At 67.1% G+C, this 25,927-nt stretch carries 26 protein-coding genes; 15 read left to right on the top strand and 11 right to left on the bottom strand.

All coding sequences use genetic code 11. The features are described from left to right. The first annotated feature begins 1 nt into the window (after position 1). The 5 genes from V3328_RS14440 to dapB all read left to right on the top strand — a co-directional run bounded on the left by V3328_RS14440 (position 2) and on the right by dapB (position 3,470). Entirely contained in the window at positions 2-595 is a 594-nt protein-coding gene (locus tag V3328_RS14440; RefSeq protein WP_340330376.1) for a class I SAM-dependent methyltransferase, read from the top strand. 77 nt (positions 596-672) lie between these two features. Continuing rightward, positions 673-1,254, top strand: coding sequence for an NADPH-dependent FMN reductase (locus tag V3328_RS14435; RefSeq protein WP_340330375.1), 582 nt, complete (start codon positions 673-675; stop codon positions 1,252-1,254). A gap of 205 nt (positions 1,255-1,459) precedes the next feature. Next, positions 1,460-2,155 carry an orotidine-5'-phosphate decarboxylase gene (pyrF, locus tag V3328_RS14430; RefSeq protein ID WP_340330452.1) on the top strand — a complete coding sequence of 232 codons (696 nt, stop codon included), beginning with the start codon at positions 1,460-1,462 and terminating at the stop codon, positions 2,153-2,155. Positions 2,156-2,186: 31 nt separating this feature from the next. Further along, a complete protein-coding gene (locus V3328_RS14425; RefSeq protein WP_340330374.1) occupies positions 2,187-2,492 on the top strand; it encodes a DUF1330 domain-containing protein in 306 nt (101 codons plus the stop codon). Between the two features lie 174 nt (positions 2,493-2,666). After that, on the top strand, positions 2,667-3,470 hold the full coding sequence (gene dapB / locus V3328_RS14420) for a 4-hydroxy-tetrahydrodipicolinate reductase (protein WP_340330451.1): 804 nt from the start codon (positions 2,667-2,669) through the stop codon (positions 3,468-3,470). On the opposite strand, the gene V3328_RS14415 is transcribed toward dapB, so the two are convergent. Next, a complete protein-coding gene (locus tag V3328_RS14415; protein WP_378758889.1) occupies positions 3,394-3,816 on the bottom strand; it encodes a DUF2259 domain-containing protein in 423 nt (140 codons plus the stop codon). The genes dapB and V3328_RS14415 overlap by 77 nt on opposite strands. Before the next feature lie 183 nt (positions 3,817-3,999). Here V3328_RS14415 and V3328_RS14410 point away from each other — a divergent pair, with 183 nt between their 5' ends. Continuing rightward, positions 4,000-5,187 carry an MFS transporter gene (locus tag V3328_RS14410; protein WP_340330373.1) on the top strand — a complete coding sequence of 396 codons (1,188 nt, stop codon included), beginning with the start codon at positions 4,000-4,002 and terminating at the stop codon, positions 5,185-5,187. Between the two features lie 37 nt (positions 5,188-5,224). On the opposite strand, the gene V3328_RS14405 is transcribed toward V3328_RS14410, so the two are convergent. The 9 genes from V3328_RS14405 to ubiE all read right to left on the bottom strand — a co-directional run bounded on the left by V3328_RS14405 (position 5,225) and on the right by ubiE (position 12,623). After that, positions 5,225-5,770, bottom strand: a complete 546-nt coding sequence (locus V3328_RS14405) for an SRPBCC family protein (RefSeq protein ID WP_340330372.1) — start codon at positions 5,768-5,770, stop codon at positions 5,225-5,227. Then, entirely contained in the window at positions 5,767-6,132 is a 366-nt protein-coding gene (locus V3328_RS14400) for an ArsR/SmtB family transcription factor (protein WP_340330371.1), read from the bottom strand. Before V3328_RS14400 ends, V3328_RS14405 begins: the two co-directional genes overlap by 4 nt. 133 nt (positions 6,133-6,265) lie before the next feature. Beyond that, positions 6,266-6,664, bottom strand: a complete 399-nt coding sequence (locus V3328_RS14395; protein ID WP_340330370.1) for a DUF1398 domain-containing protein — start codon at positions 6,662-6,664, stop codon at positions 6,266-6,268. A gap of 36 nt (positions 6,665-6,700) precedes the next feature. After that, entirely contained in the window at positions 6,701-7,162 is a 462-nt protein-coding gene (locus V3328_RS14390) for a MarR family winged helix-turn-helix transcriptional regulator (protein ID WP_340330369.1), read from the bottom strand. A 190-nt stretch (positions 7,163-7,352) separates the two neighbouring features. Continuing rightward, entirely contained in the window at positions 7,353-8,336 is a 984-nt protein-coding gene (gene cysK, locus V3328_RS14385) for a cysteine synthase A (protein ID WP_340330368.1), read from the bottom strand. A 227-nt stretch (positions 8,337-8,563) separates the two neighbouring features. Next, the gene (dut, locus tag V3328_RS14380; protein ID WP_340330367.1) at positions 8,564-9,010 is read right to left on the bottom strand and encodes a dUTP diphosphatase; all 447 of its coding nucleotides are present in this window, start codon (positions 9,008-9,010) and stop codon (positions 8,564-8,566) included. A 14-nt stretch (positions 9,011-9,024) separates the two neighbouring features. Next, the gene (coaBC, locus tag V3328_RS14375; RefSeq protein WP_340330366.1) at positions 9,025-10,230 is read right to left on the bottom strand and encodes a bifunctional phosphopantothenoylcysteine decarboxylase/phosphopantothenate--cysteine ligase CoaBC; all 1,206 of its coding nucleotides are present in this window, start codon (positions 10,228-10,230) and stop codon (positions 9,025-9,027) included. Positions 10,231-10,294: 64 nt separating this feature from the next. Next, positions 10,295-11,863, bottom strand: coding sequence for a 2-polyprenylphenol 6-hydroxylase (ubiB, locus tag V3328_RS14370; protein ID WP_340330365.1), 1,569 nt, complete (start codon positions 11,861-11,863; stop codon positions 10,295-10,297). Between the two features lie 10 nt (positions 11,864-11,873). Beyond that, entirely contained in the window at positions 11,874-12,623 is a 750-nt protein-coding gene (gene ubiE, locus V3328_RS14365) for a bifunctional demethylmenaquinone methyltransferase/2-methoxy-6-polyprenyl-1,4-benzoquinol methylase UbiE (RefSeq protein ID WP_340330449.1), read from the bottom strand. Between the two features lie 170 nt (positions 12,624-12,793). Here ubiE and mutM point away from each other — a divergent pair, with 170 nt between their 5' ends. The 7 genes from mutM (at position 12,794) to recF (ending at position 20,519) form a co-directional block, all read left to right on the top strand. Further along, complete coding sequence (mutM, locus tag V3328_RS14360) at positions 12,794-13,675, top strand: bifunctional DNA-formamidopyrimidine glycosylase/DNA-(apurinic or apyrimidinic site) lyase (protein WP_340330364.1); 882 nt, start codon at positions 12,794-12,796, stop codon at positions 13,673-13,675. Between the two features lie 104 nt (positions 13,676-13,779). Then, on the top strand, positions 13,780-14,553 hold the full coding sequence (locus V3328_RS14355) for an enoyl-CoA hydratase (protein WP_340330363.1): 774 nt from the start codon (positions 13,780-13,782) through the stop codon (positions 14,551-14,553). A 268-nt stretch (positions 14,554-14,821) separates the two neighbouring features. Further along, complete coding sequence (gene rpsT, locus V3328_RS14350; RefSeq protein ID WP_340330362.1) at positions 14,822-15,088, top strand: 30S ribosomal protein S20; 267 nt, start codon at positions 14,822-14,824, stop codon at positions 15,086-15,088. 677 nt (positions 15,089-15,765) lie between these two features. Further along, the gene (locus V3328_RS14345; RefSeq protein WP_340330448.1) at positions 15,766-16,203 is read left to right on the top strand and encodes a rhodanese-like domain-containing protein; all 438 of its coding nucleotides are present in this window, start codon (positions 15,766-15,768) and stop codon (positions 16,201-16,203) included. A gap of 53 nt (positions 16,204-16,256) precedes the next feature. After that, positions 16,257-17,873, top strand: a complete 1,617-nt coding sequence (gene dnaA, locus V3328_RS14340; protein WP_340330361.1) for a chromosomal replication initiator protein DnaA — start codon at positions 16,257-16,259, stop codon at positions 17,871-17,873. Between the two features lie 242 nt (positions 17,874-18,115). Continuing rightward, a complete protein-coding gene (gene dnaN, locus V3328_RS14335; RefSeq protein ID WP_340330360.1) occupies positions 18,116-19,234 on the top strand; it encodes a DNA polymerase III subunit beta in 1,119 nt (372 codons plus the stop codon). Between the two features lie 103 nt (positions 19,235-19,337). Beyond that, positions 19,338-20,519 (top strand): DNA replication/repair protein RecF, encoded by a 1,182-nt coding sequence (recF, locus tag V3328_RS14330; RefSeq protein WP_340330447.1) that lies wholly within the window; start codon positions 19,338-19,340, stop codon positions 20,517-20,519. A gap of 152 nt (positions 20,520-20,671) precedes the next feature. On the opposite strand, the gene V3328_RS14325 is transcribed toward recF, so the two are convergent. Further along, positions 20,672-22,273, bottom strand: a complete 1,602-nt coding sequence (locus V3328_RS14325) for a hypothetical protein (RefSeq protein WP_340330359.1) — start codon at positions 22,271-22,273, stop codon at positions 20,672-20,674. 218 nt (positions 22,274-22,491) lie between these two features. Between V3328_RS14325 and V3328_RS14320 the strand changes: the two genes are divergently transcribed. Together V3328_RS14320 and gyrB are read left to right on the top strand one after the other, a co-directional pair. After that, positions 22,492-23,103, top strand: coding sequence for a LysE family translocator (locus V3328_RS14320; RefSeq protein ID WP_340330358.1), 612 nt, complete (start codon positions 22,492-22,494; stop codon positions 23,101-23,103). Positions 23,104-23,290: 187 nt separating this feature from the next. Further along, positions 23,291-25,717, top strand: coding sequence for a DNA topoisomerase (ATP-hydrolyzing) subunit B (gene gyrB / locus V3328_RS14315; protein ID WP_340330357.1), 2,427 nt, complete (start codon positions 23,291-23,293; stop codon positions 25,715-25,717). The last annotated feature ends 210 nt before the right edge of the window (positions 25,718-25,927 follow it).

Here is a 25,927-nt window from a genome sequence, read left to right as displayed (position 1 = left end):
CATGCGATCAAGCCAAATCGACATCCGCAAGCAGACGATCCTCGACGAGTTGATCTTTCTGCGCGAATGGATCGGCAATCCGCTGAAGACCGGGGCCGTGAGCCCGAGCGGCCGGTGGCTCGCCAGGGCGATGGCCGCCGAGGTCGACCTTGCCTCGAACGCTCCAGTGGTCGAGCTCGGGCCGGGCACCGGCGTCTTCACCAAGGCGCTGATCGATCGCGGGGTAGATCCGCGCCGGCTGATCCTGATCGAATACAATGCCGACTTCTGCGGCCTGCTGGCCAGGCGCTTTCCCGGTGTGCGCATCGTCAACGGCGACGCCTACGCGCTCACGGGCCACCTGGAGCGGCTTGGAATCTCGCGGATCGCCTCCGTCGTCACCGGCCTGCCGCTGCTCAGCCGCCCCATGGATCGGCGCATCGAGCTGATCGAGGCCGGCATCAAGGCGCTGGCACCGGGCGCGCCGCTGATCCAGTTCACCTATGGGCCGCAGGCGCCGGTTCCCGCGCAGCCCGGCCGATTCGACGTGCGCCGGGGCAAGCGGGTACTGTTGAACATGCCGCCGGCCACCGTCTGGGTCTATTCCAGGGGCTAGACGGATCCCGGCCACCGCCTGCCGCATGTGAGGCGCCTGCACGCGCGGCTCTTTCGCTCGAGCACAGGAGGTCCCGCGTGACGAGCCCCCGAATTCTGGTCTTTGCCGGCAGCATACGCACCGGCTCGCTCAACGAGATGCTCGCCGCCAGCGCCGCCGACGCGATTCGTGAGGCCGGCGGCGACGTCACGAAGATCTCGCTGGCCGACTATCCCCTGCCCGTCTATCACGGCGACCTGGAGAAGGACGAGGGCGTTCCGGAGAACGCCGCCCGTCTCGCCGGTCTGTTCGTCGCCAGCCAGGGCATCTTCATCGCCGCCCCCGAGTACAATGGCGGCATCACGCCGCTACTGAAGAACACCATCGACTGGGTCTCCCGGCCGAAGGCGACCAACCATCGGCCCGGGCCCTACAAAGGCCGCGTCTTTGCCCTCGGCGGGGCATCTGACGGCGGCTTCGGCGGCTATCGCGGCCTGCTCCAGCTCCGCCATTCGCTGGAAAACGCCCTCGGCACGCTGATGGTCCCGGAGATGGTCTCGGTTCCCGCCGCCTCGCAGGCTTTCGACGACAGCGGCCGGCTCGTCGCGGAGCGTCCGGCGGCCATGCTGAAGACCGTGGCGGAACGCCTGGTGGCGATGGCGGCGACCTTTGCGGCATAGCCCCAGACTGCCGGCAGCCGGAGGAGGCGTCTGAAGGATCCGGACTGCGCGATACAAGCTGCGCGATACGGGCTGCTTCCCGTTTTCCGTTGACAGCGTCGCCTGCGGGATTCACAAACGCCCGGCGCCGCCTGAGCGCCATCTTCGAGACAGGAGCGGCCCGATGACCATGCCAGCGCACGCGGCCCCGCCTTCCGCACGGGCGATGCTCGACCCGCGCGACCGCCTGATCGTCGGCCTCGACCTGCCCGCGCGCGCCGCGGCCGAGGAGTTGGTCGCAAACCTCGGCGACGCCGTCGGCATTTACAAGATCGGCATGCAGCTCACCTTTTCCGGCGGCTTCGGCCTGGTCCGCGACCTCACCGATGCCGGCAAGAGCGTCTTCCTCGACATGAAGCTGCTCGACATTCCCAACACGGTCGCCGGCGCCGTCGAGGCGATCGCCGCGACGGGGGCGGACTTCACGACCATCCACGCCTATCCGCAGGCGATGCGGGCGGCCGTCTCGGCGCGCGGCGATTCAGGCCTGAAGCTGCTGGGCGTCACCGTCCTGACCAGCCTCGACGACGGCGATCTGTCCGAAGCCGGATATCAGGGCGATCTGCGCGACCTGGTGCTGAGACGCGCCGAGCAGGCCGCCGAAATCGGCATGGACGGGCTGATCTGCTCTCCGAAGGAGGTCGCTGCGATCCGGGCCGCCGTCGGCGACGCGCTCGAACTGATCACGCCGGGCATCCGGCCGGCCGGCAGCGACGCGGGCGACCAGAAGCGGGCCGCCACGCCCTCCACGGCGATCCGCGACGGGGCGGACCGCGTCGTCGTCGCGCGGCCGATCACCAGGGCGGAAAACCCGCGGGCAGTCGCCGAGGCTATCGTCGAGGAAATCGGAACGGCTGCGTAACGTCACCTGAGATGAGGTACGGAGGAACCACATGGCCAAGGGGTACTGGATCGCACACGTCACGGTGACGGATCCGGAGGGCTACAAGCGCTATCAGGCCGCCAACGGCGCCGCCTTCAGCAAGTATCAGGGTCGCTTCCTGGTGCGTGCCGGCGACTCCGAAACCAAGCTCGGCGCGTTCAAGTCGCGGCACGTCGTGATCGAGTTTCCCTCCTATCAGGACGCACTCGACTGCTACGCGTCGCCGGAGTACCAGCACGCCATCGCCGAACGCGGCGAGTCGGGAGAGGTCGATCTGGTCATCGTCCAGGGCTACGACGGGCCGCAGCCGGCCTAGCGGAGCGACGGCAAGCGCCGTATCGAATCTCAGATCCAAAAGCTCCACGAGAGTCAGGATGTTGCTTGTGGTGCTTCGGATCCCGACATTTGCGCTCGGACCGGCCGCAGCGGGACGCAGGCGTCCCGCCCCTGCCGTGCCGGCGCCACTAACCGGGAGAACGTCATGACCGACATGCGGCTGATAGTGGTCGGCGCCGCCGGACGCATGGGGCGCGAACTGATCCGTACCGTCGCCGAAACGGACGGCGCCACGCTGGTCGGCGCGATAGAGCGCGAGGGCGCGGCCGAGATCGGCGCCGACGCGGGCGAACTCGCCGGCGCCGGCCCGCTCGGCGTCGAGGTCACCGATGACGCGCTGCCGGTATTCGCGCGCGCCGACGGCGTCCTCGACTTCACCGTTCCCGCGGCGACAGTCGCCTTCGCCGAACTCGCCGCCCAGGCGCGGATCGCCCACGTCATCGGCACGACCGGGCTCAGCGACGACGACATCGAGAAGCTGGTCGCCGCCGCCCGCCACGCCGTCGTGGTGCAGTCCGGCAACATGAGCCTCGGCGTCAACCTGCTGGCGGCGCTGACCAGGAAGGTCGCCGCCGCGCTCGATGCCGACTACGACATCGAGATCGTCGAGATGCACCACCGCAACAAGGTCGACGCGCCGTCCGGCACCGCCCACATGCTCGGCCGCGCGGCGGCCGAGGGCCGCGGCGTCGAGATCAACGACCACTCGGTGTGGACGCGGCGCGGCCATACCGGCGAACGCAAACGGGGCGACATCGGCTTCCAGACGCTGCGCGGCGGCACCGTCGTCGGCGATCACACCGTCTGCTTTGCCGGTCCGCACGAGCGCATCGAACTGACCCACCGCGCCGAGGACCGCGGCATCTTCTCGCGCGGCGCCGTCAAGGCGGCACTGTGGGCGCGCGGCCGCAAGCCGGGCTTCTACTCGATGGCCGACGTGCTGGGTCTCGGGGAGTAGGCGGGCACTGTCGCTCCTGTTGCCGGAGCAATCTTCTCCGCGTCATCCCGGACAGCGGCACAGCCGCTTCGATGTTCTCCTCCTCGACGACGATCCGCACCGGGGTGTCGGGGAGCCAGGAATCCGTATCGGTGTCGACGATGTAGATGGTCGAATAGGGAAAGCCCGAGCCGTCCTGGACGCCATATTCCTCGAAGGCGACGTACTTTCCCTCGGAACCGAAGCCGAGCACTTCGAGGCGGGCGAGGTCGCCCGCAAGGGCCACGGCGGGCATGGCGATCGTCGCGGCGGCGACGGCGGGAACGAGCGGGTGCCAGGCGATCGGCCCATGGCGTACTCTCCTCACCCCCTGTCCCGCCGGAAGGATACGGCGGAAATCCCGGAAAACCAAGCTCGCGCGGGGCTACAGGGCGCGGTGGAACAGCACTTTAGCCTGCGAAACCTGTATCTTCGCGTCGGGAACGGAATAATCGTGGATAGGTGCCGCAGGCTGCGCCTGCGGCAAGGCACATCGACCGGACAGAGATAATTGGCTGCATCCAAGGCCTCCTCGCTGTTCTTCCTGCTGTTTGCCGAACTCGCGGGGCTGAGCCTCTGGTTCACATCGGCAGCCGTGCTGCCCGAGATGATGCGCGAGGCGGCAATTCCGACCGTGCGGCAAGCGTTGCTGTCGAGCGGTGTGCAGGCCGGTTTCGTCGTCGGAGCCCTGTTCTTCTCGATCTCCGGCATTCCGGACCGCTACGATCCGCGCCGCGTGCTGGCGCTCTCGGCGGTACTCGCAAGCGCCTTCAACCTGTCGCTGGTCGTGCTGCCGCCAGGCGGCGACGCGGCAATACTGGCGCGGGTCGCGACCGGTGCGCTGCTGGCCGGCGTCTATCCCGTCGGCATGAAGATCGCGGTGGGCTGGGGCACGAAGGACCGCGGCTTCATCGTCGGGCTCTTCATCGGCGCACTGGTGTTCGGCAACTCGATTCCGTTCCTCGCAGCCTTCCTCGGCGGTCCGCATTGGCGCGCGACGGTGGCTGCGGTCTCCGCGGTCGCGTGTCTCGGCGGCTTTGCGGTGCTGGCGGCCGGACTCGGGCCGCATCACGCCCGCTCGCTCCGGTTCGAGCCGCGGGCAATCCGGCTCGCCTGGACCGACCGTCGGATCCGGGCGGCCTATCTGGGCTATCTCGGCCACATGTGGGAACTCTACGTGATGTGGGCCTGGGCGGGGGTCGCGACGCTCGCCTCCTATTCTCGCGCCATGGCGCCGGACCAGGCGGCCAGGCTGGCGGCGCTGACGGCTTTCCTGGGCATAGCCGTCGGCGCCGTGACCTGCATCGCCGCGGGGGCGGTGGCCGATCGGATCGGCAAGGCGGAAGTCGCCGTCGCCGCAATGGCCGTGAGCGGACTGTGCGCGGTCCTCACCGCGGTGACTTTCGGCGGTCCGGTCTGGATCACCTTCGCGGTGGTTCTGGTGTGGGGTATCTCGGTAGCGCCCGATTCAGGGCAGTTCTCGGCGCTGGTGGCCGACTACGCGCCGCCGCAGTCGGTCGGCAGCCTACTCGCCTTCCAGACCGCGCTCGGCTTCGCGCTGACCGCCGTGACGGTCCAGCTTGCTCCGCTGGCAGCCGGCCTGTTCGGCTGGCCGGTGGTGCTGGCGGCAACGGCGCTCGGACCGGCAGTCGGCATCCTGGCGATGTTGCCGCTCAGGCGCTCCGCCCGAAGATCGTGATCGCGATCCGGGCGGAGCCTGACTGTCCCGTCGGTCTTCAGGCGGGAATCAGCCGGTCGTAGTCGTCCTTCAGCCGCAGCCAGCCCTCCCAGAACGGAGCCGACTCGTTCCCCTTCACCCTGGCGACGAGGATGTCGAGATGCATGTGCCAGCCGGCGCCGACCATCAGCATGTTGGTCCTGTCGGAAATGCGCCGGTGGATCAGGGTGAGAAGCACCTTGTTGCCCTGTTCCTCCAAGGCGATGGACACCTCGCCGCCTCCCATCCACGAGAACACCAGTCGATGCGGCGGATCCACCTCGATGATCTCGCTCTGCATCCGGTGCTCCTTGGGAAAGCCCTCCGGCCGCCGGGTCGGGGAATCGTCCAGTTCGTCGTTGCGCCAGGTGAGCTCGAACGGCGCGCCGGGCCTCAGATCCATCTCACCGGATGCCAGCCACTTCCGGCGTAGGTCGTTCTCGGTGAGATAGGCCCAGACGCGCTTGATCGGGCCAGGCAGAAGACGCTGGATTTTCAGCGTCGCGGGCTCGATCACTTCGCCGTAGGTGTCACCGTAGGTGTCGATGGTGGCAACGTCGGTCATTCTTCGTCTCCATTGGTTTCGGTGGGGTCTTCGGTGTCCTCAGCCCGGAGCAACCGTTCGAGAACGTCCAGTCGGCCGGTCCAGAACCGTTCGTAGAACACGAGCCACTGATGGGCACTGGCGAGCGGTCCGGGATCGAGGCGGCAGACATGCGTGCGGCCGCGCACCTCGCGCCGGATCAGGCCGGCGGTCTCCAGGACCTTTATGTGTTTCGAGGCAGCCGCCAGCGAGATTTCGTAGGGTTCGGCCAGCTGTCCCACGGTTCGTTCGCCGTCGGCGAGTTCGCGCAGCATCTGACGCCGCGTGACGTCGCCGAGGGCGTGAAAGACAGCATTGAGTTCGACAGTCTGTAATTCAACCATGTGGTTGAATGTACATGCCCAGAGCCGGTCAGTCAACCATATGGTTGAATAAAAGGGTCCGGAACGTGCCGTCCCGGGGTAGAAGGCAGGTGGACTCGGGGGATCGTCGTCGCCGATCCGGCCGGCCGCCTCTCTACGGGAAGAACTCGACGTGGGTTTCCGCCGTGCGGCCGTAGTACACCACCCTCCGGCCCGAAAAGGAGACAAGGTAGCCGGCGCATCCGGATGCCTTCACCTTCTCGCAGAACAGCGGGTAGGTGTAGCCGGGCGCGTTTGCCTGGGCCTCGCGCACGCAGGCCGCGACCCCGTCGTCGTCGAACCGCTCCGCAACGGCGCCGCCGTGTCCGCCGCTCTCCAGCACGAGGCTGTCCCCGTTGGGCAGGTAGTAGGTCGTCGTGCCGCACCGGTAGTCGACGGCATATCCTTCGAAGCCCGCGGCGATCAGCGCGCCGACCGCCTCGGGAAACGACATTGAGCCGTCGTGAGCCGCCGAAAGGCAGGCCCTGGCAATAGCGTCCTGTTGCGCGTTCATGGCGCGTTCCTTTGCTTGCAGATGGGTCGGTGCGACCTATTCGGTCGGTACGTCGTTCAGTCCTCGTCGCTCGACGAGGGTCCTCAGGATCCTGTCGAGCGCCGCACGATCGCTGGGCTCGAGGTCGCCGAAGAAGGCCGCATCGGTTTCGTCGGCCAGGGCGGCGAGCCGCGGAACCTTGTCCCGCCCCGAGCGCGTGAGGCCGAGCGTATGGGCGCGGCCGTCGTCGGGATCGGCGGTCCGCTCGACAAGCCCCTTGCCGATCAGACGGTCGGCCAGCTTGCTGATCGCGCCCTTGGTCATGCCCAAATCGCCGGCGAGACGGGTCGGCGCGCGCGTCTCGACGTCGTAGAGCTTGCGCAGGAACACCCACTCGGCGACGGTGACGCCGTCTTTCGCCAGCCTGGCCGCGAAGGCATGAGAAACCGCATTCGACACCATGCGCAGCCAGTAGCCGAGATGGTTGTCGAGGTCGGAGACACGGCGTCGCGGCGGCATCGGGGCACCTTGTTAGTTGACAAGGAAACTATGTCGTTTTGGTTTCCTTGTCAACCATTTCTTCCGAGACCGAACCGACGGGTGGAGAACGGACCGCCCGCGCAACCTTCCCGGCCGGCCGCGACGACATCGCCGCGGCCTTCCGTCCTGCGGACGCGGTGCGTCCGCTGCCCCTGTCTCGGGCGCCGGCCTACAAGCCCTCGAACAGGGCCGTTGACAGGTACCGCTCGGCAAACGAGGGGATGATGATGACGATGTTCTTGCCTCCCATTTCCGGGCGGCTGGCGACATTCAGCGCCGCCTTGACCGCCGCGCCGGACGAGATCCCGACCGGGATGCCCTCGGTGCGGGCGACCTCGCGGGCCATGGCGAAGGCATCGTCGTTGGAGACGGTCTGGATCTCGTCGATCACCGAGCGGTCGAGCACGTCCGGCACGAACCCGGCGCCGATGCCCTGGATCTTGTGCGGACCCGGTTCACCGCCGGACAGGATCGGGCTCGCCTCCGGCTCCACGGCGACGATGTGCAGGTCCGGCTTGCGCGGCTTCAGCACCTGGCCGACGCCGGTGATGGTGCCGCCGGTGCCGATGCCGGAGACGAAGACGTCGACGTCGCCGTTGGTGTCGTTCCAGATTTCCTCGGCGGTGGTGGCGCGATGGATCGCCGGATTGGCCGGGTTCTGGAACTGCTGCGGAATGATCGAGTTCGGGATCTCCCTGTTGAGTTCCTCGGCGCGGGCGATGGCGCCCTTCATCCCCTTCGGGCCTTCGGTCAGTTCGAGCTGCGCGCCGAGCAGGGCGAACATCTTGCGCCGCTCGATCGACATCGTCTCGGGCATGACGAGGATCAGCTTGTAGCCGCGGGCGGCGGCCACGAAGGCGAGCGCAATGCCGGTATTGCCGGAGGTCGGCTCGATCAGCACGGTATCCTTGTCGATCTTTCCGTCGGCTTCCATGGCGTCGATCATCGACACGCCGATGCGGTCCTTGACGCTCGAGATCGGATTGAAGAACTCGAGCTTGGCCAGCAGGTTGGCCTTGACCCCGTGCGCCTTCGCAAGCCTGTCCATGCGCACCAGCGGGGTGTCGCCGATCGTGTCGGTGATGGAATCGTAGATGCGGCCGCGGCCGGGCTGCGGCTCGGCGGACTGCTGGCGTGCTGTGGCTTGGCTCATTGTCCTCACTCCGTTCGGTTTGTCGGCGTTGCTGCCCCGCGCCTTTCGGGGAGTCCTGAACATAGTGCGGCCGCTGCCTTGCAGCGAGGCCGTCAGGTTTCTCTTGTAGGCCGTAACCGGAACAGGAATCCAGGCCGGGCGGCAGGATTGGAATTCGCTTTCCCGACCCATAACTGCCGCCGGTCGGGAGGGAAAATGATTCCGCGTGACGCGCGTCGGCGGGAGCCCTACCGGCCCGTCGAGCCGAAGCCGCCGGCGCCGCGATCGCTGCGGGTGAGTTCCTCCGCCTCGACGAGTGTCGCACGGGTCACCGGAGCGACGACCAGTTGGGCGATTCGCGATCCGGGCTCGACGATGAAGGGCTCGGCACCGAGATTGACGAGGATCACCTTGACCTCGCCGCGATAGTCGCTGTCGATCGTGCCCGGCGTATTCAGCACGGTGACGCCGTGCTTCGCCGCGAGCCCGGAGCGGGGCCGGACCTGGCCCTCGTATCCTCCGGGCAGTTCGAAGGCCAGGCCGGTCGGCACCAGCGCGCGGTCGCCTGCGGGAAGTGTCTGCGGCTGATCGATCGCCGCGCGCAGGTCGAGCCCGGCGGCGCCTTCGGACTCGTAGGCCGGCAGCGGCAGCCCGGCACCGTGCGGCAGCCGCAGGATGCGAACCGTGACCGGCATTCCGCGGGACTCCATCACTTCGCCACCAGCATCTCGGCTACGCGATCCACTAGGCGTGTCGCCACGTCGGCCTTGCCCATTTCCGCCCAGTCCTCGACGCTGCCGGCCGCGACCAGATGCACGGTATTGCGGTCGCCGCCCATGATGCCGGTCGCCTGCGACACGTCGTTGGCGACGATCAGGTCGCAGCCCTTGCGTTCGAGCTTGGCCCGGGCGTGTTCGATGACGTTCTCCGTTTCGGCTGCGAAACCGACGACCAGTCGCGGACGCAGCGTGTGGTGGCGCGACAGGCTGAGCAGGATGTCGGGATTCTCGACCAGACGGAGGTCGGGCGCGGCACCGCTGCCGTCCTTCTTCATCTTCTGGCCGCCCTCGCTGTCCGGGCGCCAGTCGGCGACGGCCGCCGCGCAGACGGCGATGTCGACGGGCAGCGCCTCCTCGACGGCTGCCAGCATCTGCTGCGCCGTCTCCACATGCACGGTGCGCACGCCGGCGGGATCGGCGATCGAGACCGGACCCGAAACGAGCGTCACGTCGGCGCCGGCGGCCGCCGCGGCGGCGGCGATCGCGTGGCCCTGCTTGCCGGAAGAGCGGTTGGCGAGGTAGCGCACCGGATCGATCGGCTCATGCGTCGGTCCGGAGGTGACGATGACGCGCTTGCCGGCGAGCGATTTCTGCGGGGACGCGCCGAGCAGCGTCTCGATTGCATCGAGGATCTCGTGCGGTTCGGCCATGCGGCCTTCGCCTGCCTCGTTGCGTTCGGCCATTTCTCCGGCATTCGGGCCGACGAAGGCGACCCCGTCGTCCTTCAGCCGTGCGACGTTGCGGCGGGTCGCCGGATGCGACCACATGCGCGGGTTCATCGCCGGCGCCACCAGCACGGGCTTGTCGGTCGCCAGCAGCACTGCGCCGGCGAGACTGTCGGCGATGCCGCCGGCAAGCTTGGCCAGCAGGTCGGCCGTCGCCGGAGCCACGACGACCAGGTCGGCTTCCCGCGACAGGCGGATGTGGTCGATCTCGGTGTCCTCGTCGAGCGCGAACAAATCGGTGTGCACGGCCTCTCCGGTCAGGCTCGCAAACGACAGCGGCGTCACGAACCTGGTCGCCGCCTCTGTCATCACGCAGCGCATGGCGATCCCCCGGTCGCGGCCGCGGCGGACCAGTTCCAGGCACTTGTAGGCGGCGATGCCGCCGCCGACGATGAGCAGGACGCGCTTCATGGGCTCGCAGTGACTTTGCATGCGCCCGCCATACTACAGATGCCCGCTGCGTCGCACCATCGCGCTACCACCACACGGCCACCGCGATCGCCGCCAGCGACAGTGCGCCGATCCACAGCGCGACCCGGCCCGAGCGGGTCTTGCGCGCTTCCTCGCGGGCGATCGCCTCGACGCTTTCGCGGTCGAGATGGAAGCCGCTGCTCGCCATCTCCGCGAGGCCCGCGGCGATCCGCTCGCCGCGCATCAGCAGGTCGGGCGCGGCGAACATCAGCCGGCCGAGACCGGCGGCGCCCTCGGCAGCCGAGGCGACGGCGCCCTGCGGCCCCAGATTGCGCTTGATCCATTCGCCGACGACCGGCTCGGCCGTCTTCCACATGTCGAGCTCGGGGTCGAGATTGCGGCCGACCCCTTCCACCACCACCATGGTCTTCTGGAGCAGCAGCAGTTCCGGCCGGGTCTTCATGTCGAACAGCTCGGTGACCTCGAGCAGCTGTGTCAGCAGCCTGCCCATCGAGATGTCCTTGGCGGTCTTGTCGCGCAACGGCTCGCCGATGGCGCGCAGCGCCTGTGCGAAATCCTCCACCGCATGATGGGCCGGCACGTAGCCCGCCTCGAAATGGACCTCGGCCGTGCGGCGATAGTCGCGGCGGATGAAGCCCCACAGGATCTCTGCGAGATAGCGCCGCTCCCGCGTTCCGAGCCGACCCATGATGCCGAAGTCGACGGCGACGAGGTTGCCGGCATCGTCGATGAACAGGTTTCCCTGGTGCATGTCGGCATGGAAGAATCCGTCGCGCAGCGCGTGCCGCAGGAACGACTGGATGACCAGCGCGCCGAGCCGCCGTAGGTCGTGGCCCGCCGCCTCCAGTGCGTCGCGGTCGGCGATCGGGATACCGTCGATCCATTCCAGGGTGAGGACACGCTTGGCGCTGCGGTTCCAGTCCACCTTCGGCACCCGGAAGCCCGGATCCTCGGCGGTGTTCTCGGCGATCTCGGAGATCGCGGCGGCCTCCATCCTGAGGTCCATCTCGATGGAGACCGAGCGGGCGAGCGTCTGGACCGTATCGACCGGCCGCAGCCGGCGGGTCTGCGGGTCGAGCCGCTCCAGCGTCTGCGCCGCGAAGAAGAAGGTCTGCAGGTCGCGCTGGAAACGCCGGTCGACACCCGGGCGGAGAATCTTGACGGCAAGATCGCGTCCGTCGGCGCGCGCCTTGTGGACCTGGGCGATCGAGGCGGCGGCGACGGGCGGGCCGAACTCCTCGAAGAGGTCCTGGGCGGGCCGGCCGAGCGCCGCCTCGACCGCCTTGCGCGCCGTCGCGTCCGCAAACGGCGGCAGCCGGTCCTGGAGTTGCGACAGGTCCCGGGCGATCTCGTCGCCGACCACGTCGCGGCGCGTCGCGAGGAACTGGCCGAGCTTGATCCAGCTCGGGCCGAGCCGCGCGAAGGCCGCGGCCAGACGGGCGTCCTTGGGCGTGTGGCGGCCGACGATGCGGCCGAGCAGCCGGCCGAAGCGGACGGCCGTCGCCGGCGGCCCCGGCAGGTCGGTCGGGTCGATGAGCTCGAATGCGCCTTCGCGGGTCAGCGCCCAGCCGGCGCGGCCGAGCCGGCCCAGATGCGCGATAGACTGGAACACCTTCGTCGCCCTATGTCCGCCAGCCGGAATGCAGCACGGCGATGCCGCCCGACAGCGCCCGCCACTGTACCCGCGAGAATCCCGCGTCGCGGATCATGTCCGCAAAGGTCTCACGGTCGGGGAAGCGGCGGATCGATTCCACGAGGTAACGGTATGACTCCGCGTCGCCGGCGACGATCCGGCCCATCGCGGGAATGGCATTGAACGAATACAGGTCGTAGATCCTGTCGAGCAACGGCATCTCGACCTGGCTGAACTCCAGGCACATGAAACGGCCGCCGGGCTTCAGCACCCGGTAGGCCTCCTCCAGCGCCGCATCTATGTGCGTGACGTTGCGGATGCCGAAGGCGATCGTGTAGGCGTCGAACGCGCCATCCGGCAGGCCGGTGTCCTCGGCATTGCCTTCCACGAATGTCAGCCGGTCGGCAAGGCCGCGCTTGCGGGCCCGCGCCTGCCCCACATCCAGCATGTTCGGGTTGATGTCGAGCACGGTGACCTCCGAGGCGGGAGCGGCCTCGGCAATCCGAAAGGCGATGTCGCCGGTGCCACCGGCGACGTCCAGCACCGACCAGCCCGCCCCGGTTCTCGGCGGGCTGAGCCAGGCGATCATCGCGTCCTTCCAGATCCGGTGCAGGCCGCCCGACATCAGGTCGTTCATCAGGTCGTAGCGCCGCGCCACCCGGTCGAACACGGCGTCCACGCGGCCCTGCTTTTCCGAATCCGGGACCGTCTGGAAGCCGAAATGCGTGTCCCGGGACATACCGCTTTCGGGCGCGGTCTCGGGCGCGCTGTCTGAACCGTTGTCGATCATGGCGGGGACCATAGCGCAGAGCCTCCTCGCGCGCTATCGTCGCCGCGCCGCCGAATGGCGGACCGGTTACCGGCCCGTTGCCGGCGAAATTCGCAGCAGGAACCGACAGAGCGCCCGCAATGCCCGAGCTTCCGGAGGTCGAGACCGTGCGCCGTGGCCTCGAGCCGGCGATGAGCGGGGCGCGGTTCGTTGACGCAGTGGCGCGGCGGCCGGACCTGCGCTTTCCGTTTCCGGACCGCTTCGAGGAGCGGCTGAAGGGCCGCGACGTGACCGGCCTCGGCCGGCGGGCGAAGTACCTGCTTGCCGATCTCGACGACGGCACCGTGCTGGTGATGCATCTCGGCATGTCCGGGTCGTTCCGGATCGAAGGCGCGGGCGATCCGGAGATGCCGGGCGTCTTCCACCACGACCGATCGAAGGCCGCCGCTCACGACCACGTCGTCTTTACCATGTCCGGCGACAAGACGATCACCTACAACGATCCGCGCCGGTTCGGTTTCATGACGCTGGTGCCGCGAAACGAGCTCGACGATCACCCGTTGTTCAAGGGCCTCGGGGTCGAGCCGGTCGGCAACCGGCTGGACGCGGCGTATCTCGACCAGGCGCTGCGCGGGCGCTTCATGCCGCTGAAGGCGGCCCTGCTCGACCAGCGCATCATCGCCGGCCTCGGAAATATATATGCGTGCGAGGCGCTGCACCGCGCCGGCCTGTCGCCGCGCCGGGAGGCCGGATCGATCACCCGCAAGCGCGGGGCGCCGGGGCTCCGGGCCGAACGGCTGACGGAGGCGATCCGGGCGGTGATCGCCGAGGCGATCGAGGCGGGCGGGTCCTCGCTGCGCGACCATCGCCAGACCGACGGGTCGCTCGGTTATTTCCAGCACCGCTTCCGCGTCTACGACCGGGAGGGCGAGCCCTGTCCGACGCCGGGATGCACCGGCATCGTGGCGCGGATCGTCCAGTCCGGCCGGTCGACATTCTACTGTCCCGCCTGCCAGCGATAGGCCGGCGCGGACATTGGCCCGCGCCGCCCGGTTGCAGGCGATCGCGGGCTCCTGTAGCGCTTCACGCGGCGCGATTCACAGTTCGGGACCTCAGGGGAGAGTACATGGCCTACGAAACCATCAAGACGGAGACTCGCGGCGCGGTAATCCTCGTCACGCTGAACCGGCCGAAGGCCCTCAACGCGCTGAACCGGCAGCTGATCGCCGAACTGAGCGATGCTCTCGACAAGTACGAGGCGGATCCCGACCTGCGCTGCATGATCATCACCGGCAGCGAGAAGGCGTTTGCCGCCGGAGCCGACATCAAGGAGATGCAGCCCTACGACTCGGTGACGGCCTACGTCGAGAACCTGCTCGGCGAGTGGGACCGCATCCCCCGCACCCGCAAGCCGATCATCGCGGCGGTCGCCGGCTACGCCCTCGGCGGCGGCTGCGAACTCGCCATGATGTGCGATTTCATCATCGCCGCCGATACCGCCAAGTTCGGCCAGCCGGAGATCAATCTCGGCGTCATGCCTGGCGGCGGCGGCACGCAGCGCCTGACACGGTTCGTCGGCAAGTCGAAGGCGATGGACATGTGCCTGACCGGCCGGATGATGGATGCCGACGAGGCGGAGCGCTCCGGCCTGGTCAGCCGGGTGGTGCCTGCCGACGAACTGCTCGGCACAGCCTTCGAGGCGGCGGACAAGATTGCCGACATGTCGCTGCCGGCGGTGATGATGACGAAGGAAGCGGTCAACCGCGCATACGAGACGACGATGGCGGAGGGAATCCTCTTCGAGCGGCGGCTGTTTCACTCCGCTTTCGGGACCGAGGACCAGTCCGAAGGCATGCAGGCCTTCATCGACAAGCGCAGCGCCAACTTCCAGAACCGATAAGGCGGCACCCCGCGCCGGCAGCGCACGTCGTCCTCCGCAACGGCACTTTCCCGCGCAACGACACTGGCGACCACCTGCTGATCGCCCGATCTGACAGTTGACGACGGGAAGGCGAACCGTTTATACAGCGCCGGAACGCGGCGGGGACCAATACCGCCGCTTTTGGTATTTCGGGCACAGGTCCGGTCTTGTCCTCGGGCGAACCCGGTTTGGCGGGTAGGTCCCCGAGGGTGTTTCCGACGAACCGGCCCAGTTTCGGAGAGCGTACATGGCGAATACCCCGTCGGCCAAGAAGGCGGCGCGCAAGATTGCGCGGCGGACGGCTGTGAAGAAGGCGCGCAGGAGCCGCATTCGCGGTTTCGTGCGCAAGGTCGAGGAAGCGATCGCCGCCGGCGACCGGACGGTGGCGAGCGAGGCGCTCAAGGCCGCGCAGCCGGAGTTGATGCGGGCCGCGCAGAAGGGCGTCCTGCATTCCAACACGGCATCCAGGAAGGTCTCCCGGCTGGCGGCACGCGTAAAGGCGATGCCGGCCTGAGCCGACGCCATCCTCGCGGACATCCTGAAGGCCCGGCCAAGCGCCGGGCCTTTGTCGTTGCGGGCCTCGTTCCGAAGAAAATCGTTGAATCAACGGTTTAGCGGGAGGGGGCTCACAGGTCCCGGTCCGGGAACCTCGGTGCGCAACTTTTTGGCTGCTAAGTCAATGACTTGGCGACAAGACGGGTCGGCCCCGGGGATTCCCCGCCCCCGGCGCACCGATGGTCCCGGAGCGGAGGTATGACTCGGAGCGGAATTCGGTGCTCCGGATCATGCGTCATGGCATTTGGGTTTTGCCTGACTCCTCAGTCGGTTGCCCGGAAGGGTATTAAGCCGGTCACATTCAGACGTCGGTTTTTTGACGGAATCTTAAACTCCGGCGGTTGCCTCCCCAGAGGCCGATGTGTATCTTCAAGTCATCGGCGGGGGCCGTCGATCACTCAATATTCTAGGCAACGAATGAATGCTTGTTTAACGAGCATCGGGGAAGTATTGCGATGTTGCACGGGAAGTGTTCGACCCTTGGAATACAAGTGTTCAGCATCCTCTACGTCGATAATTAATTCAGTCTAGTATCGAGCATCCCGGCGTCGGGCGGGTTCGAGTCAGCAAACAAATTCCATTCGTACAGAGCCGATGACATCAAGCGTCTCCGGCGATCAGAAGAGGTGTGTGTCGATGCCCGCTGGTGGCTACAGGGCGGATCTCCCGTCGAGTGACGTCTGGCCGGAACTGGAGAAGGACTCTGAGGCAGTTCTCGTGGATGTGCGCAGCCGTGCGGAGTGGACATTTGTCGGCGTTCCGGATCTGTCGCCGGTCGCCCGGGAGCCGGTGCTGCTGGAATGGCAGCAGTATCCGGGTATGCAGGTCAACGGGCAGTTCGTCGGCGAGCTGAAGCGGCTGCTGGACGAACGTGGCGCGGGCGAGGATACGGCGATCTTTTTCCTCTGCCGGTCCGGCGGAAGGAGCGCTGCGGCGGCGGCGGCGATGGCCGCGGCGGGTTACAGCAATTGCGTCAACGTCTCCGACGGTTTCGAGGGGCCGGCCGACGAGGCCCGCCATCGCGGCACCGTCGCCGGCTGGAAGGCGGCCGGTCTGCCCTGGGTGCAGAGCTGATGACCGGAGGTATCGGGATGGGACCCCGGGCCACGCAGAAGAAAGGATGGGAAATGGAACTGGGACAGAGCGGCGCGCCGAGACTGATCGACGATGAGGCGATCGACCGTGTCGAAATGCCGGGCGGGGGGGCATCCGCGGGCTGCGACGGTGGCGGCCGGCCGGCGGCGCTCGACGGGCGGGACGATCGCGACGACCAACGGGGCGACAGGAGAAAAGCCGTGCGCGCGGGTAGCGGTGACCACAGCGATGCCTGGGGGCGGATCTTCAAGCGCATGCGGGCGGAGTTCGGGGAGGACATCTACCGGAGCTGGTTCAAGGGCCTTGCGTTCGTCGAGGTTTCCGGCATGACCGCCGTGCTGTCGGTTCCGACGCCGTTCCTCAGGATGTGGCTGCGGACAAACTACGGAACGCGGATCCTTGCGCTGTGGCGCGCCGAGAACGTCGGTGTCGAGCGCATCGATATCCGGGTGCGCGGCGTGGAGACGGCGCAGGCGGCGGAGAAATCCCAGTCCCAGGCCGCCGCGGTCGTCCGGCGCCCGAAGGAAATCACCGGCGCGGAAGCCGGCGCGGCAAAGGCTGCCGGGAAGCCGCAGTCCGCGCAGGGCGGGCCGCTCGACAGCGCGCCGCTCGATCCGCGCTACCGCTTCAGCTCGTTTGCGGTCGGCGCATCCAACAAGATCGCCCACGATACGGCGCTGGCCATGGCGCGCGCCGGTTCCGAGGGGACGATGTTCAATCCGCTGTTCATCCACGGCGGCGTCGGGCGCGGCAAGACCCACCTGCTCCACGCGATCGCCTGGGAGGCGGCGGCGGCCAATCCCCAGCGGCGCATCCTGTACATGTCCGCCGACCAGTTCGTGTTCCGCTTCGTCGCCGCGTTGCGCAGCGACTCGGCGATCGGCTTCAAGGAAGCGCTGCGCTCGATCGACCTGCTGCTCATCGACGACCTGCAGTTCCTGCAGGGCAAGGCCACTCACCGCGAGTTCGGGCACACCATGAGCGCGATGATCGAGGGCTGCCGGCAGGTCGTCATCGTCGCCGATCGCCCGCCCACCGAACTGGACGGGTTCGACGAGCGCACCCGCTCGCGCCTCGCCGGCGGACTGGTAGCCGGCATCGGCAACCAGGAGCTGGCGCTGCGCCGGCAGATCCTCGAGGCGCGCGTCAAGGCGCTGGCCGACCGCGGCCAGAAGATCGAACTGCCGGCGGAAGTGCTCGACTACGTGGCCCGGCACGTCTCCTCCTCGGGCCGCGAGCTGGAAGGCGCGCTGAACCGGCTGGCGGCGTACTGCTGCTATGCCGGGATGCCGATCACGGTGGACCTCGCCGAGCGCGTGATCCGCGACCTCGTCGCCGCGCAGGAGCGCCCGCAGATCCGCATTGAGGACATCCAGCGGGTGGTCGCCGGCCACTATCAGGTCAGCCGCTCCGACCTCGTGTCGAGCCGCCGCACGCGGGCCATCGTCGTGCCCCGGCAGATCGCCATGTATCTGGCCAAGGTGCTGACGCCGCGCTCGCTGCCGGAAATCGGTCGCCGCTTCGGCAACCGCGATCACACCACGGTGCTGCACGCGGTGCGCAAGATCGAGGGGCTGATCGGCAACGACAAGGGACTTGCCCGTGACATCGAGGCGCTGCGGCGCCGGATCGAGGACGGGGAGGCCTGAGGCCTCCTCCATCCACCGCGCGTCCACCGTCTTTCCACCGGCCATCCACACCCTGTCGACAGGTGCGGCGACAGGCTCCCGCCGGCCCGCCAGCCGGGTGGCTGTCCCGCACTTGCAAAGCGGCGGCTTTGTAGGCAAGTTCTCCGTCCTTTCCCGTTGGGTGGGGCCTCTTTGCAAAGGGGTGGGACATCAGGGTCCGGCGGGCTTCGCGTCCGGCCGGTGAGACGACAGGATTCCTCGCCATGCGAGTCACGCTCGAACGCGCCGCGTTTCTGAAGTCGCTCGGACACGTGCATCGTGTGGTCGAGCGGCGAAACACAATTCCGATCCTTTCCAACGTGCTGGTCCGGGTCGACGGCACGACCTTGCAGCTCAAGGCGACGGATCTGGACATCGAGGTCGTCGAGACCGTCTCCGCCGACGTCTCCCAGCCCGGCGCCACCACGGTGCCGGCCCACGTCATCTACGACATCGTCCGCAAGCTGCCGGACGGCGCGCAGGTGCAGCTCGAATCGGGACCCGATTCGGGCACCATAGTGCTGTCGGCCGGCCATGCCCGCTTTTCGCTGCAGACCCTGCCGGAATCGGATTTTCCCGACATCACCGCAGGCGAGTTCACCCACCGCTTCATGGTGCCGGCCGTCGGCCTGAAGCGGCTGATCGACAAAACCCAGTTCGCGATCTCCCAGGAGGAGACGCGCTACTACCTGAACGGAATCTACCTGCACGCCGTCGACGCCGACGCCGGGCCGATGCTGCGCGCCGTGGCCACCGACGGTCACCGCCTCGCCCGCGTCGAGATCGACGGTCCCGACGGCGCCTCGGGCATGCCCGGCATCATCGTGCCGCGCAAGGCGGTGCAGGAGCTGCAGCGCCTGCTGGAAGATCCCGAGGAGGCCGTCGGCGTCGAGCTGTCGACCAACAAGATCCGCTTCACCATCGGACAGGTCGTGCTGACCTCCAAGCTCATCGACGGAACCTTCCCGGACTACGGCCGCGTCATCCCGACGGGCAACGAGAAGATCATGACGGTCGACCGGGAGTCCTTCGGACGCGCCGTCGATCTCGTCTCCACCGTCTCCAGCGAGCGCGGCCGTGCCGTCAAGCTGGCCATGAGCGACGACAACCTGGTGCTGACGGTCAACAATCCCGATTCCGGCAGCGCCACCGAGGAGATCCCCGTCGGCTATTCGGCCGACGCGCTGGAGATCGGCTTCAATGCCCGTTATCTGCTCGACATCATCGGGCAGCTGGAGACGGGCGAGGCCCGTTTCGAGCTCGCCGACCCGGGCTCGCCGACGCTGATCTGCGACGATGGCGACCGCGCCTCCCTCTACGTGCTGATGCCGATGCGGGTCTAGGCGCCACGGGCGAGCACGGGTCGAAGCGCGGTGGGTTCCGAGTGCCGAACGCGCTCGGCCTGAGGCCCGGGCGCAGGATAGGGTAGCGGGGAGGGTGCCTGCCCTGCCGAATTCCGGATTTTCCCTTGCTGAGAACGGCGAGCGCGGCGGCGGCCGCGTCTCGATCTCGCGCCTGACGCTGACCGACTTCCGCAACTACGCGGGCCTGCGGCTCGACCTCGATCCGCGGCCGGTGGTGCTGACCGGGGCGAACGGCGCCGGGAAGACCAACCTGCTCGAGGCGGTCTCCTACCTGACGCCCGGCCGCGGCCTGCGGGCCGCCCAGCTCGACAGCGTCATCCGGCTGGGTGCGGGCGCGTTCGCGGTCGCCGCCGGCGTCGACCGGCGGGCCGGCGGGCCGGACGTCGGTGCGATCGACATCGGCACCGGCTTCCGGCGTGGCGACAGCGGTCGCGTGGTCCGCGTGAACCACGAGCCGGCGCCCTCCGTCAGCGTGCTGGGCGAGATCGTCCGGGCGCTCTGGCTGACGCCGGCCATGGACGGGCTGTTCACCGGCCCGGCCTCCGACCGCCGCCGCTTCCTCGATCGCCTCGTCCTGACGCTCGATCCCGGTCACGCGAGCCGTGTCGCCGACTTCGAGAAGGCGATGCGGCAGCGCAACCGTCTGCTGGAGGACTTCAGGGGCAACGACCGCTGGCTCGGCAGCGTCGAACATGCCATGGCCGAACTCGGCGTCGCCGTGTCCACGGCGCGCGCCGGCGCCGTGCGGCGGTTGACCGAGGCGCTCCGGCAGCGGGCGGGCGGGGTCTTTCCAGATCCCGAAATCGCGATCGAGGGCGCGTTCGAGACGGGCGCCGGCGACCAGCGTCCTTCGCTCGAGGTCGAGGAGGCCTACCGCGAGGAGCTCGGTCTCGGGCGGGCCCGTGACGCGGCAGCCGGCAGGACACTCTCCGGCCCGCACCGCAGCGACCTGTCGGTCATCCACCGCGGCCGCGGCGTGCCCGCGGCTCTCGCCTCCACAGGCGAGCAGAAGGGTCTGCTGATCGCCCTGATACTGGCCCATGCCCGCCTGGTCGCGGACGCCTCCGGGGGCGTTGCGCCGCTGCTGCTGCTGGACGAGATTGCCGCCCATCTCGACGACATGCGCCGCTCCGCCCTGTTTGCCGAGATCCTGGCGCTCGGCGCCCAGGCCTGGATGACCGGCACCGACCGCGCCCTGTTCACCGACATCGCCGCCGACGCGCAGTGCCTCGAGGTGGCGGACGGCCGGCTTTCGCCGGTCTGACGATCATGCCTTGGCGTCGACGAGGCCGGGACAACGGAGATCCCGCCTGCGTCAGGCAACGCCCGTTCGCCGCGAAACCGCTGGCTGGCCCCCGTCCGAAACCTCCTCTGAGGGTCAAGTCGTTGTCTACCGGGCAGATCACTGAGCGAATATCACAAATGTCGGTTGTTTTGCGGTGGACGCCACATCTCGCGCCAGGCACTCGGCTGCCACCATGGAAGAATCTGGGAGGGATTTTCGTCAGGCTTCCAGATTTTCAGAATTCGCCAGGCTACCAGCAGCTTTTCGCTTTCCGCGATTCGGAAGCATTGGAAACCGATGGCGACGTGAGTCCCATTTCTGGTTTTGAAGCCAGCCAGATAGCTCGATCCAATACGCAGTGGCGCCGAATTCTCAAAATAGCGCGTCAGATCATTGTCCCTGTCCGGCTGCGCCTGAGGATCAAATACATCGTTGTTTTCGTACGGCGGCAACAGATCAAACGAGAAGTTTTCGCTGTTGGGAAAGTCCCCCTGTGCGAGCCGCTCGATGGGTTGATCACCCAGGCATCTTATGAAGGCGCGACTGTCCTCGTGGTTTGCCACCGAGATTCGGTTTCCGTCGAGACTATCGCCATCAGTCAACGCGATCCGGAGCAGATATCCCCCGTGGCGCCTTAATGCAAAGTCGTAGGATGAGCCGCCGCCGTCCACCGACGGCGCGAGGGCGAGTGATCGGGGCGCAAGGATACACAGGCCGGCCCCGGTGCACTCCAACAAGGCGAACAAACGTTCCTCGAACGCTTCCACCGAAAGGGCCCGTGGCGGCGTGTTTGTTTCGTCCGACTGCTTCAGAGCCGCCGAGGCAAATATCTCCCAGTCGGTGCCCGTCATCAGGCGGGGATACTTCAACCTCTGTCGAAATGTTTCCGAAACACTGCGCATTGCGGGTTCGAAAGGAATTCTCCGAATTGCGGCCTGAACGATGTTTATCGGATGCCGCCGAAAGGCTTTCTGCAATGCAATTTGTTGGAGGACAGCTCGGGAACGTGACCGCTCCAGCGGGTCTGGGGGTCGAGTGACTTCCCGCCGTTCGAACGAGCGCAGGGCCCAGAAGGCAAGCTGATTTCGATTGTCCACGAAGTCCCGGGCCATCTTCCATCTAAGAACGAAGCAAATTGCCGTGAGCAGGAGCACGAGTTGCCACACGCGATCCGGGGACTTGGACAGGCTTCCGCCCTCCAGCGCCCAGGCCAGCGCGGCCGCGAGTGCGATCAGAAGTGCTCCATAGTACCGATGCAGCGTACTGGAGCGATCTATCAGATGTTGGTACGGGTTGTTCCCGCCGGATTCGGCAGCTTCTTTTATCGTATCGTCAATCAGATTGCCCAGCACCACGCCGATTTCATTCAGATTGGGCGGTAGTCGCAACACTACGGCGGCATGGCTGATCACAAAGTCGTCGTAACGGACGCGGTGCACCACGCCGAAAAGCGGAAGCGAGGATACGAGATTCATCGCCCACTGGAATACGGTCAGGTATCCTATTCCAAGGAAAACGAGCACGTACCATCGTTCGACGTTAAGGCCGATTGCTTTCAGTGAGGAATCGATGATGTTCGTCAAAGAGCTCCAGGCCGTTTCTCCGCTCGGCAGGACGTCCGGTCGCAAAACCCACGCGCTAATCAGGGCAAAGAGCAGCGCGTGAACAAGGATCGCGGGGGCATAGCGGCCGATTGTAGAGACGGTATCGTCGAGTAACTTCGTTGGGTTCATGTCGCTACCAACAAAATTGGTCTCAAAGGAGCCCGGCTCACTTTGTCGAATCTGGTCGATTCACAAGCGTACAGCTTGCTTACTCGTGCGCTGGATTGCTTATACCATCTTGCCGAGCGGTTTAATAAAAAGAAGACAAAGGTCTTGGCACTCAAGGCTCGGTAGCTTGACCGCAGCCCGCTTCCCGCTGGACCCGATTTCCGATAGGACAATCGCCCATGGATTGGACGAGCCTCATCACCTTTGCCGCCGCGCTGGCGCTGGCCGCGTCGATCCCCGGGCCGGGGATCGCGGCGATCGTCGCGCGTGCGCTCGGTGCGGGTTTTCGCCGGACGCTGCCGATGATGCTGGGTCTGATCGTCGGCGACCTGATCTTTCTGTCGGCCGCCGCGCTCGGCCTCGGCGTGATCGCGGCGACGTTCGGCGGGGTCTTCACCGTCATCCGCTGGGCCGGTGCCGCCTATCTCGTCTATCTGGCGTTGCGGCTCTTCATGGCGCGGCCGGACGCGGCCGCCTTGCCGCCGGGGACGACGTCCGGAGCCGGCGCCTTCTTCGCCGGGCTGTTCGTCACCCTCGGCAATCCTAAGGTGATCCTGTTCTACCTGGCGCTGCTGCCGACGATCGTCGATCTCGGCGGGCTGACGCTGCTAGGTTTCGCGGAGATGGCGGCGATCGTTTTCGTGGTACTTGTGGTCGTGCTCGCGCCCTACGCGGCGCTTGCTGCGAGGGCGCGCGGCTTCTTTGCCAACTCGCGCGCGCGGCGGATTCTCAACCGGATCGCGGGAGCGGCCATGATCGGCGCGGCCGCCGCCATTGCCACCCGCGGCTAAGTCCCTGGGACAACTTGAAAATCGGCCGTGAAATCCCCATATCGGGCATGACGATTTTCGTCCTGCGGGGCTCGGCAACCGAGCCCCGGAAATGCTAGGATGTCATTGATTCTTCATGTCCTTCCGGCGCTCGGCGCGACCGGGGCGAGCTCATCGCAGGGACCGGTTAGAGAAACGGAAACAGCAGATGCAGGATAACGAGCCCGTCGCTCCGCAGGGCGGCGACTACGGTGCCGAATCCATCAAGGTCCTCAAGGGCCTCGATGCCGTGCGCAAGCGCCCCGGCATGTATATCGGCGATACCGACGACGGTTCCGGCCTTCATCACATGATCTACGAGGTGGTGGACAACGCCATCGACGAGGCGCTGGCCGGCTATTGCGACCGGGTCGAGGTGACGCTCAATGCCGATGGCTCCGCGACGGTCGTCGACAACGGCCGCGGCATCCCCACCGAAATGCACGAAGAAGGCGTCTCCGCGGCGGAGGTCATCATGACCCAGCTGCATGCCGGCGGGAAATTCGACCAGAACTCCTACAAGGTCTCCGGCGGGCTGCACGGCGTCGGCGTGTCCGTCGTCAACGCCCTGTCCTCCAAGCTCACCCTGCGGATCTGGCGCGCCGGCCTGGAGCATACGATGGTGTTCCACGACGGCGTCGCCCAGTCGCCGCTGGAGGTGACCGGCGACGCCGGTGGCAAGTCCGGCACGGAGGTGACGTTCCAGCCCGCGGCCACGACCTTCACGATGACCGAGTTCGACTGGTCGACGCTGGAGCACCGGCTGCGTGAACTCGCCTTCCTGAATTCCGGCGTGACCATCGTCCTGACCGACAGGCGCGGTGTCGAGACCAGGGTCGAGGAGATGCACTACGATGGCGGCATCGAGGCCTTCGTAAGGTATCTCGACCGGGCCAAGTCGGCGCTGCTGCCGCAGCCGATCGTCATTACCGGCGAGCGGGACGGCGTGGTCGTCGACGTCGCCATGTGGTGGAACGATTCCTACCACGAGAACGTGCTCTGCTTTACCAACAACATCCCGCAGCGCGACGGCGGCACGCATCTGGCCGGCCTGCGCGGATCCTTGACGCGCCAGGTGACCGGCTATGCCGAGTCTTCGGGCATCATGCGCAAGGAGAAGGTGTCGCTCACCGGCGACGACTGCCGCGAGGGCCTGACCTGCGTCCTGTCCGTCAAGGTGCCGGATCCGAAGTTCTCCAGCCAGACCAAGGACAAGCTTGTCTCCTCCGAGGTCCGGCCGGTGGTCGAGAGCGTCATCAACGAGCGCCTCAGCACCTGGTTCGAGGAACATCCGGCGGAAGCCAAGGCGATCGTCTCCAAGGTGGTCGAGGCGGCCGCCGCCCGCGAGGCGGCGCGCAAGGCGCGCGAACTGACGCGGCGCAAGGGCGCACTGGAGATCGCCAACCTGCCCGGCAAGCTCGCCGACTGCCAGGAGCGCGATCCGGCCAAGTCCGAACTTTTCATCGTCGAGGGCGACTCGGCAGGCGGCTCCGCCAAGCAGGGCCGAAACCGCGCCAACCAGGCGGTGCTGCCGCTGCGCGGCAAGATCCTCAACGTCGAGCGGGCCCGTTTCGACAAGATGTTGTCGTCGGACCAGATCGGCATGCTGATCACCGCGCTGGGCACCGGCATCGGCGAGGAATTCAACATCGAGAAGCTGCGCTACCACAAGATCATCATCATGACGGACGCCGATGTCGACGGCGCCCATATCCGCACGCTGCTTCTCACCTTCTTCTACCGGCAGATGCCGCAGATCCTCGAGAACGGCCACCTCTTCATCGCCCAGCCGCCGCTCTACAAGGTGAAGCGCGGCAACTCCGAGCAGTACCTGAAGGACGAGCGGGCTCTTGAGGAGTATCTTATCGGAACCGGCCTGGAGGATGCGTCGCTGACGCTCGCCAACGGCGAGGTGCGTTCGGGTCAGGACCTGCGCGCGATCGTCGACGAGGCGCGGGTGATCGCCAAGACGGTGCAGGGCCTGCATGGCCGCTACCACCGCACCGCCGTCGAGCAGGCGGCGATCGCCGGCATCATGAACGGCGCCGCCGGCAAAACCGACGAGGAACGCAATGCGGCGGCCGCCTACGTCGCGCGACGGCTGGACCTTCTGTCGGAAGAGACCGAGCAGGGGTGGGTCGGGGTGCCGACCGACGACGGCGGCTTCCGGTTCGAGCGCGAGGTGCGCGGGGTTCGCGAGGCGGCCTTTATCGATCGCGCCCTGCTGGAGTCGGCCGATGCGCGCAAGCTCGACTCCCACACCGTCTACCTGCAGGAGATCTTCCACAAGGCCGCGATCTTCCGGCGCAAGGACGTGGAGACCGAGATTCGCGGTCCCTCCGCCCTGTTCAAGGCGGTGATGGCGGCAGGTTCCAAGGGGCTCGGCCTGCAGCGCTACAAGGGTCTCGGCGAGATGAATCCCGGCCAGCTCTGGGAAACCACGCTCGATGCCAATGCGCGCTCGCTCCTGCAGGTCAGGGTTCGCGAGGCGGTCGACGCCGACGAAATCTTCACCGAACTGATGGGCGACGTCGTAGAACCGCGCAAGCGCTTCATCCAGGACAACGCGCTGAGCGTGTCGAATCTGGACGTGTGAGGCGCTGTCCCGCCTCATGCGGCCCCGGTTCGGGCCGCACCGGACATCCGGTGCGGCCCATTGGCTGGCTACTCCGGCGGCGGTGGCCTGCCCGCGTCCGGCGGCTGCCCGTCGAGAACGGGTGCAAGGGCATCCTGGCATGGGAGCGAGAGCGCGGCCCGGTTCTCCTTGAAGCAGGCCAGGATTCTGCCTTCGCCCGGCCGGACGCGG

The organism is Microbaculum marinum, from assembly GCF_037855135.1.
In the GTDB taxonomy this organism is placed as follows: Bacteria; Pseudomonadota; Alphaproteobacteria; order Rhizobiales; family Tepidamorphaceae; genus Microbaculum; species Microbaculum marinum.
This window is presented reverse-complemented; position numbering and strand designations above follow the sequence as displayed.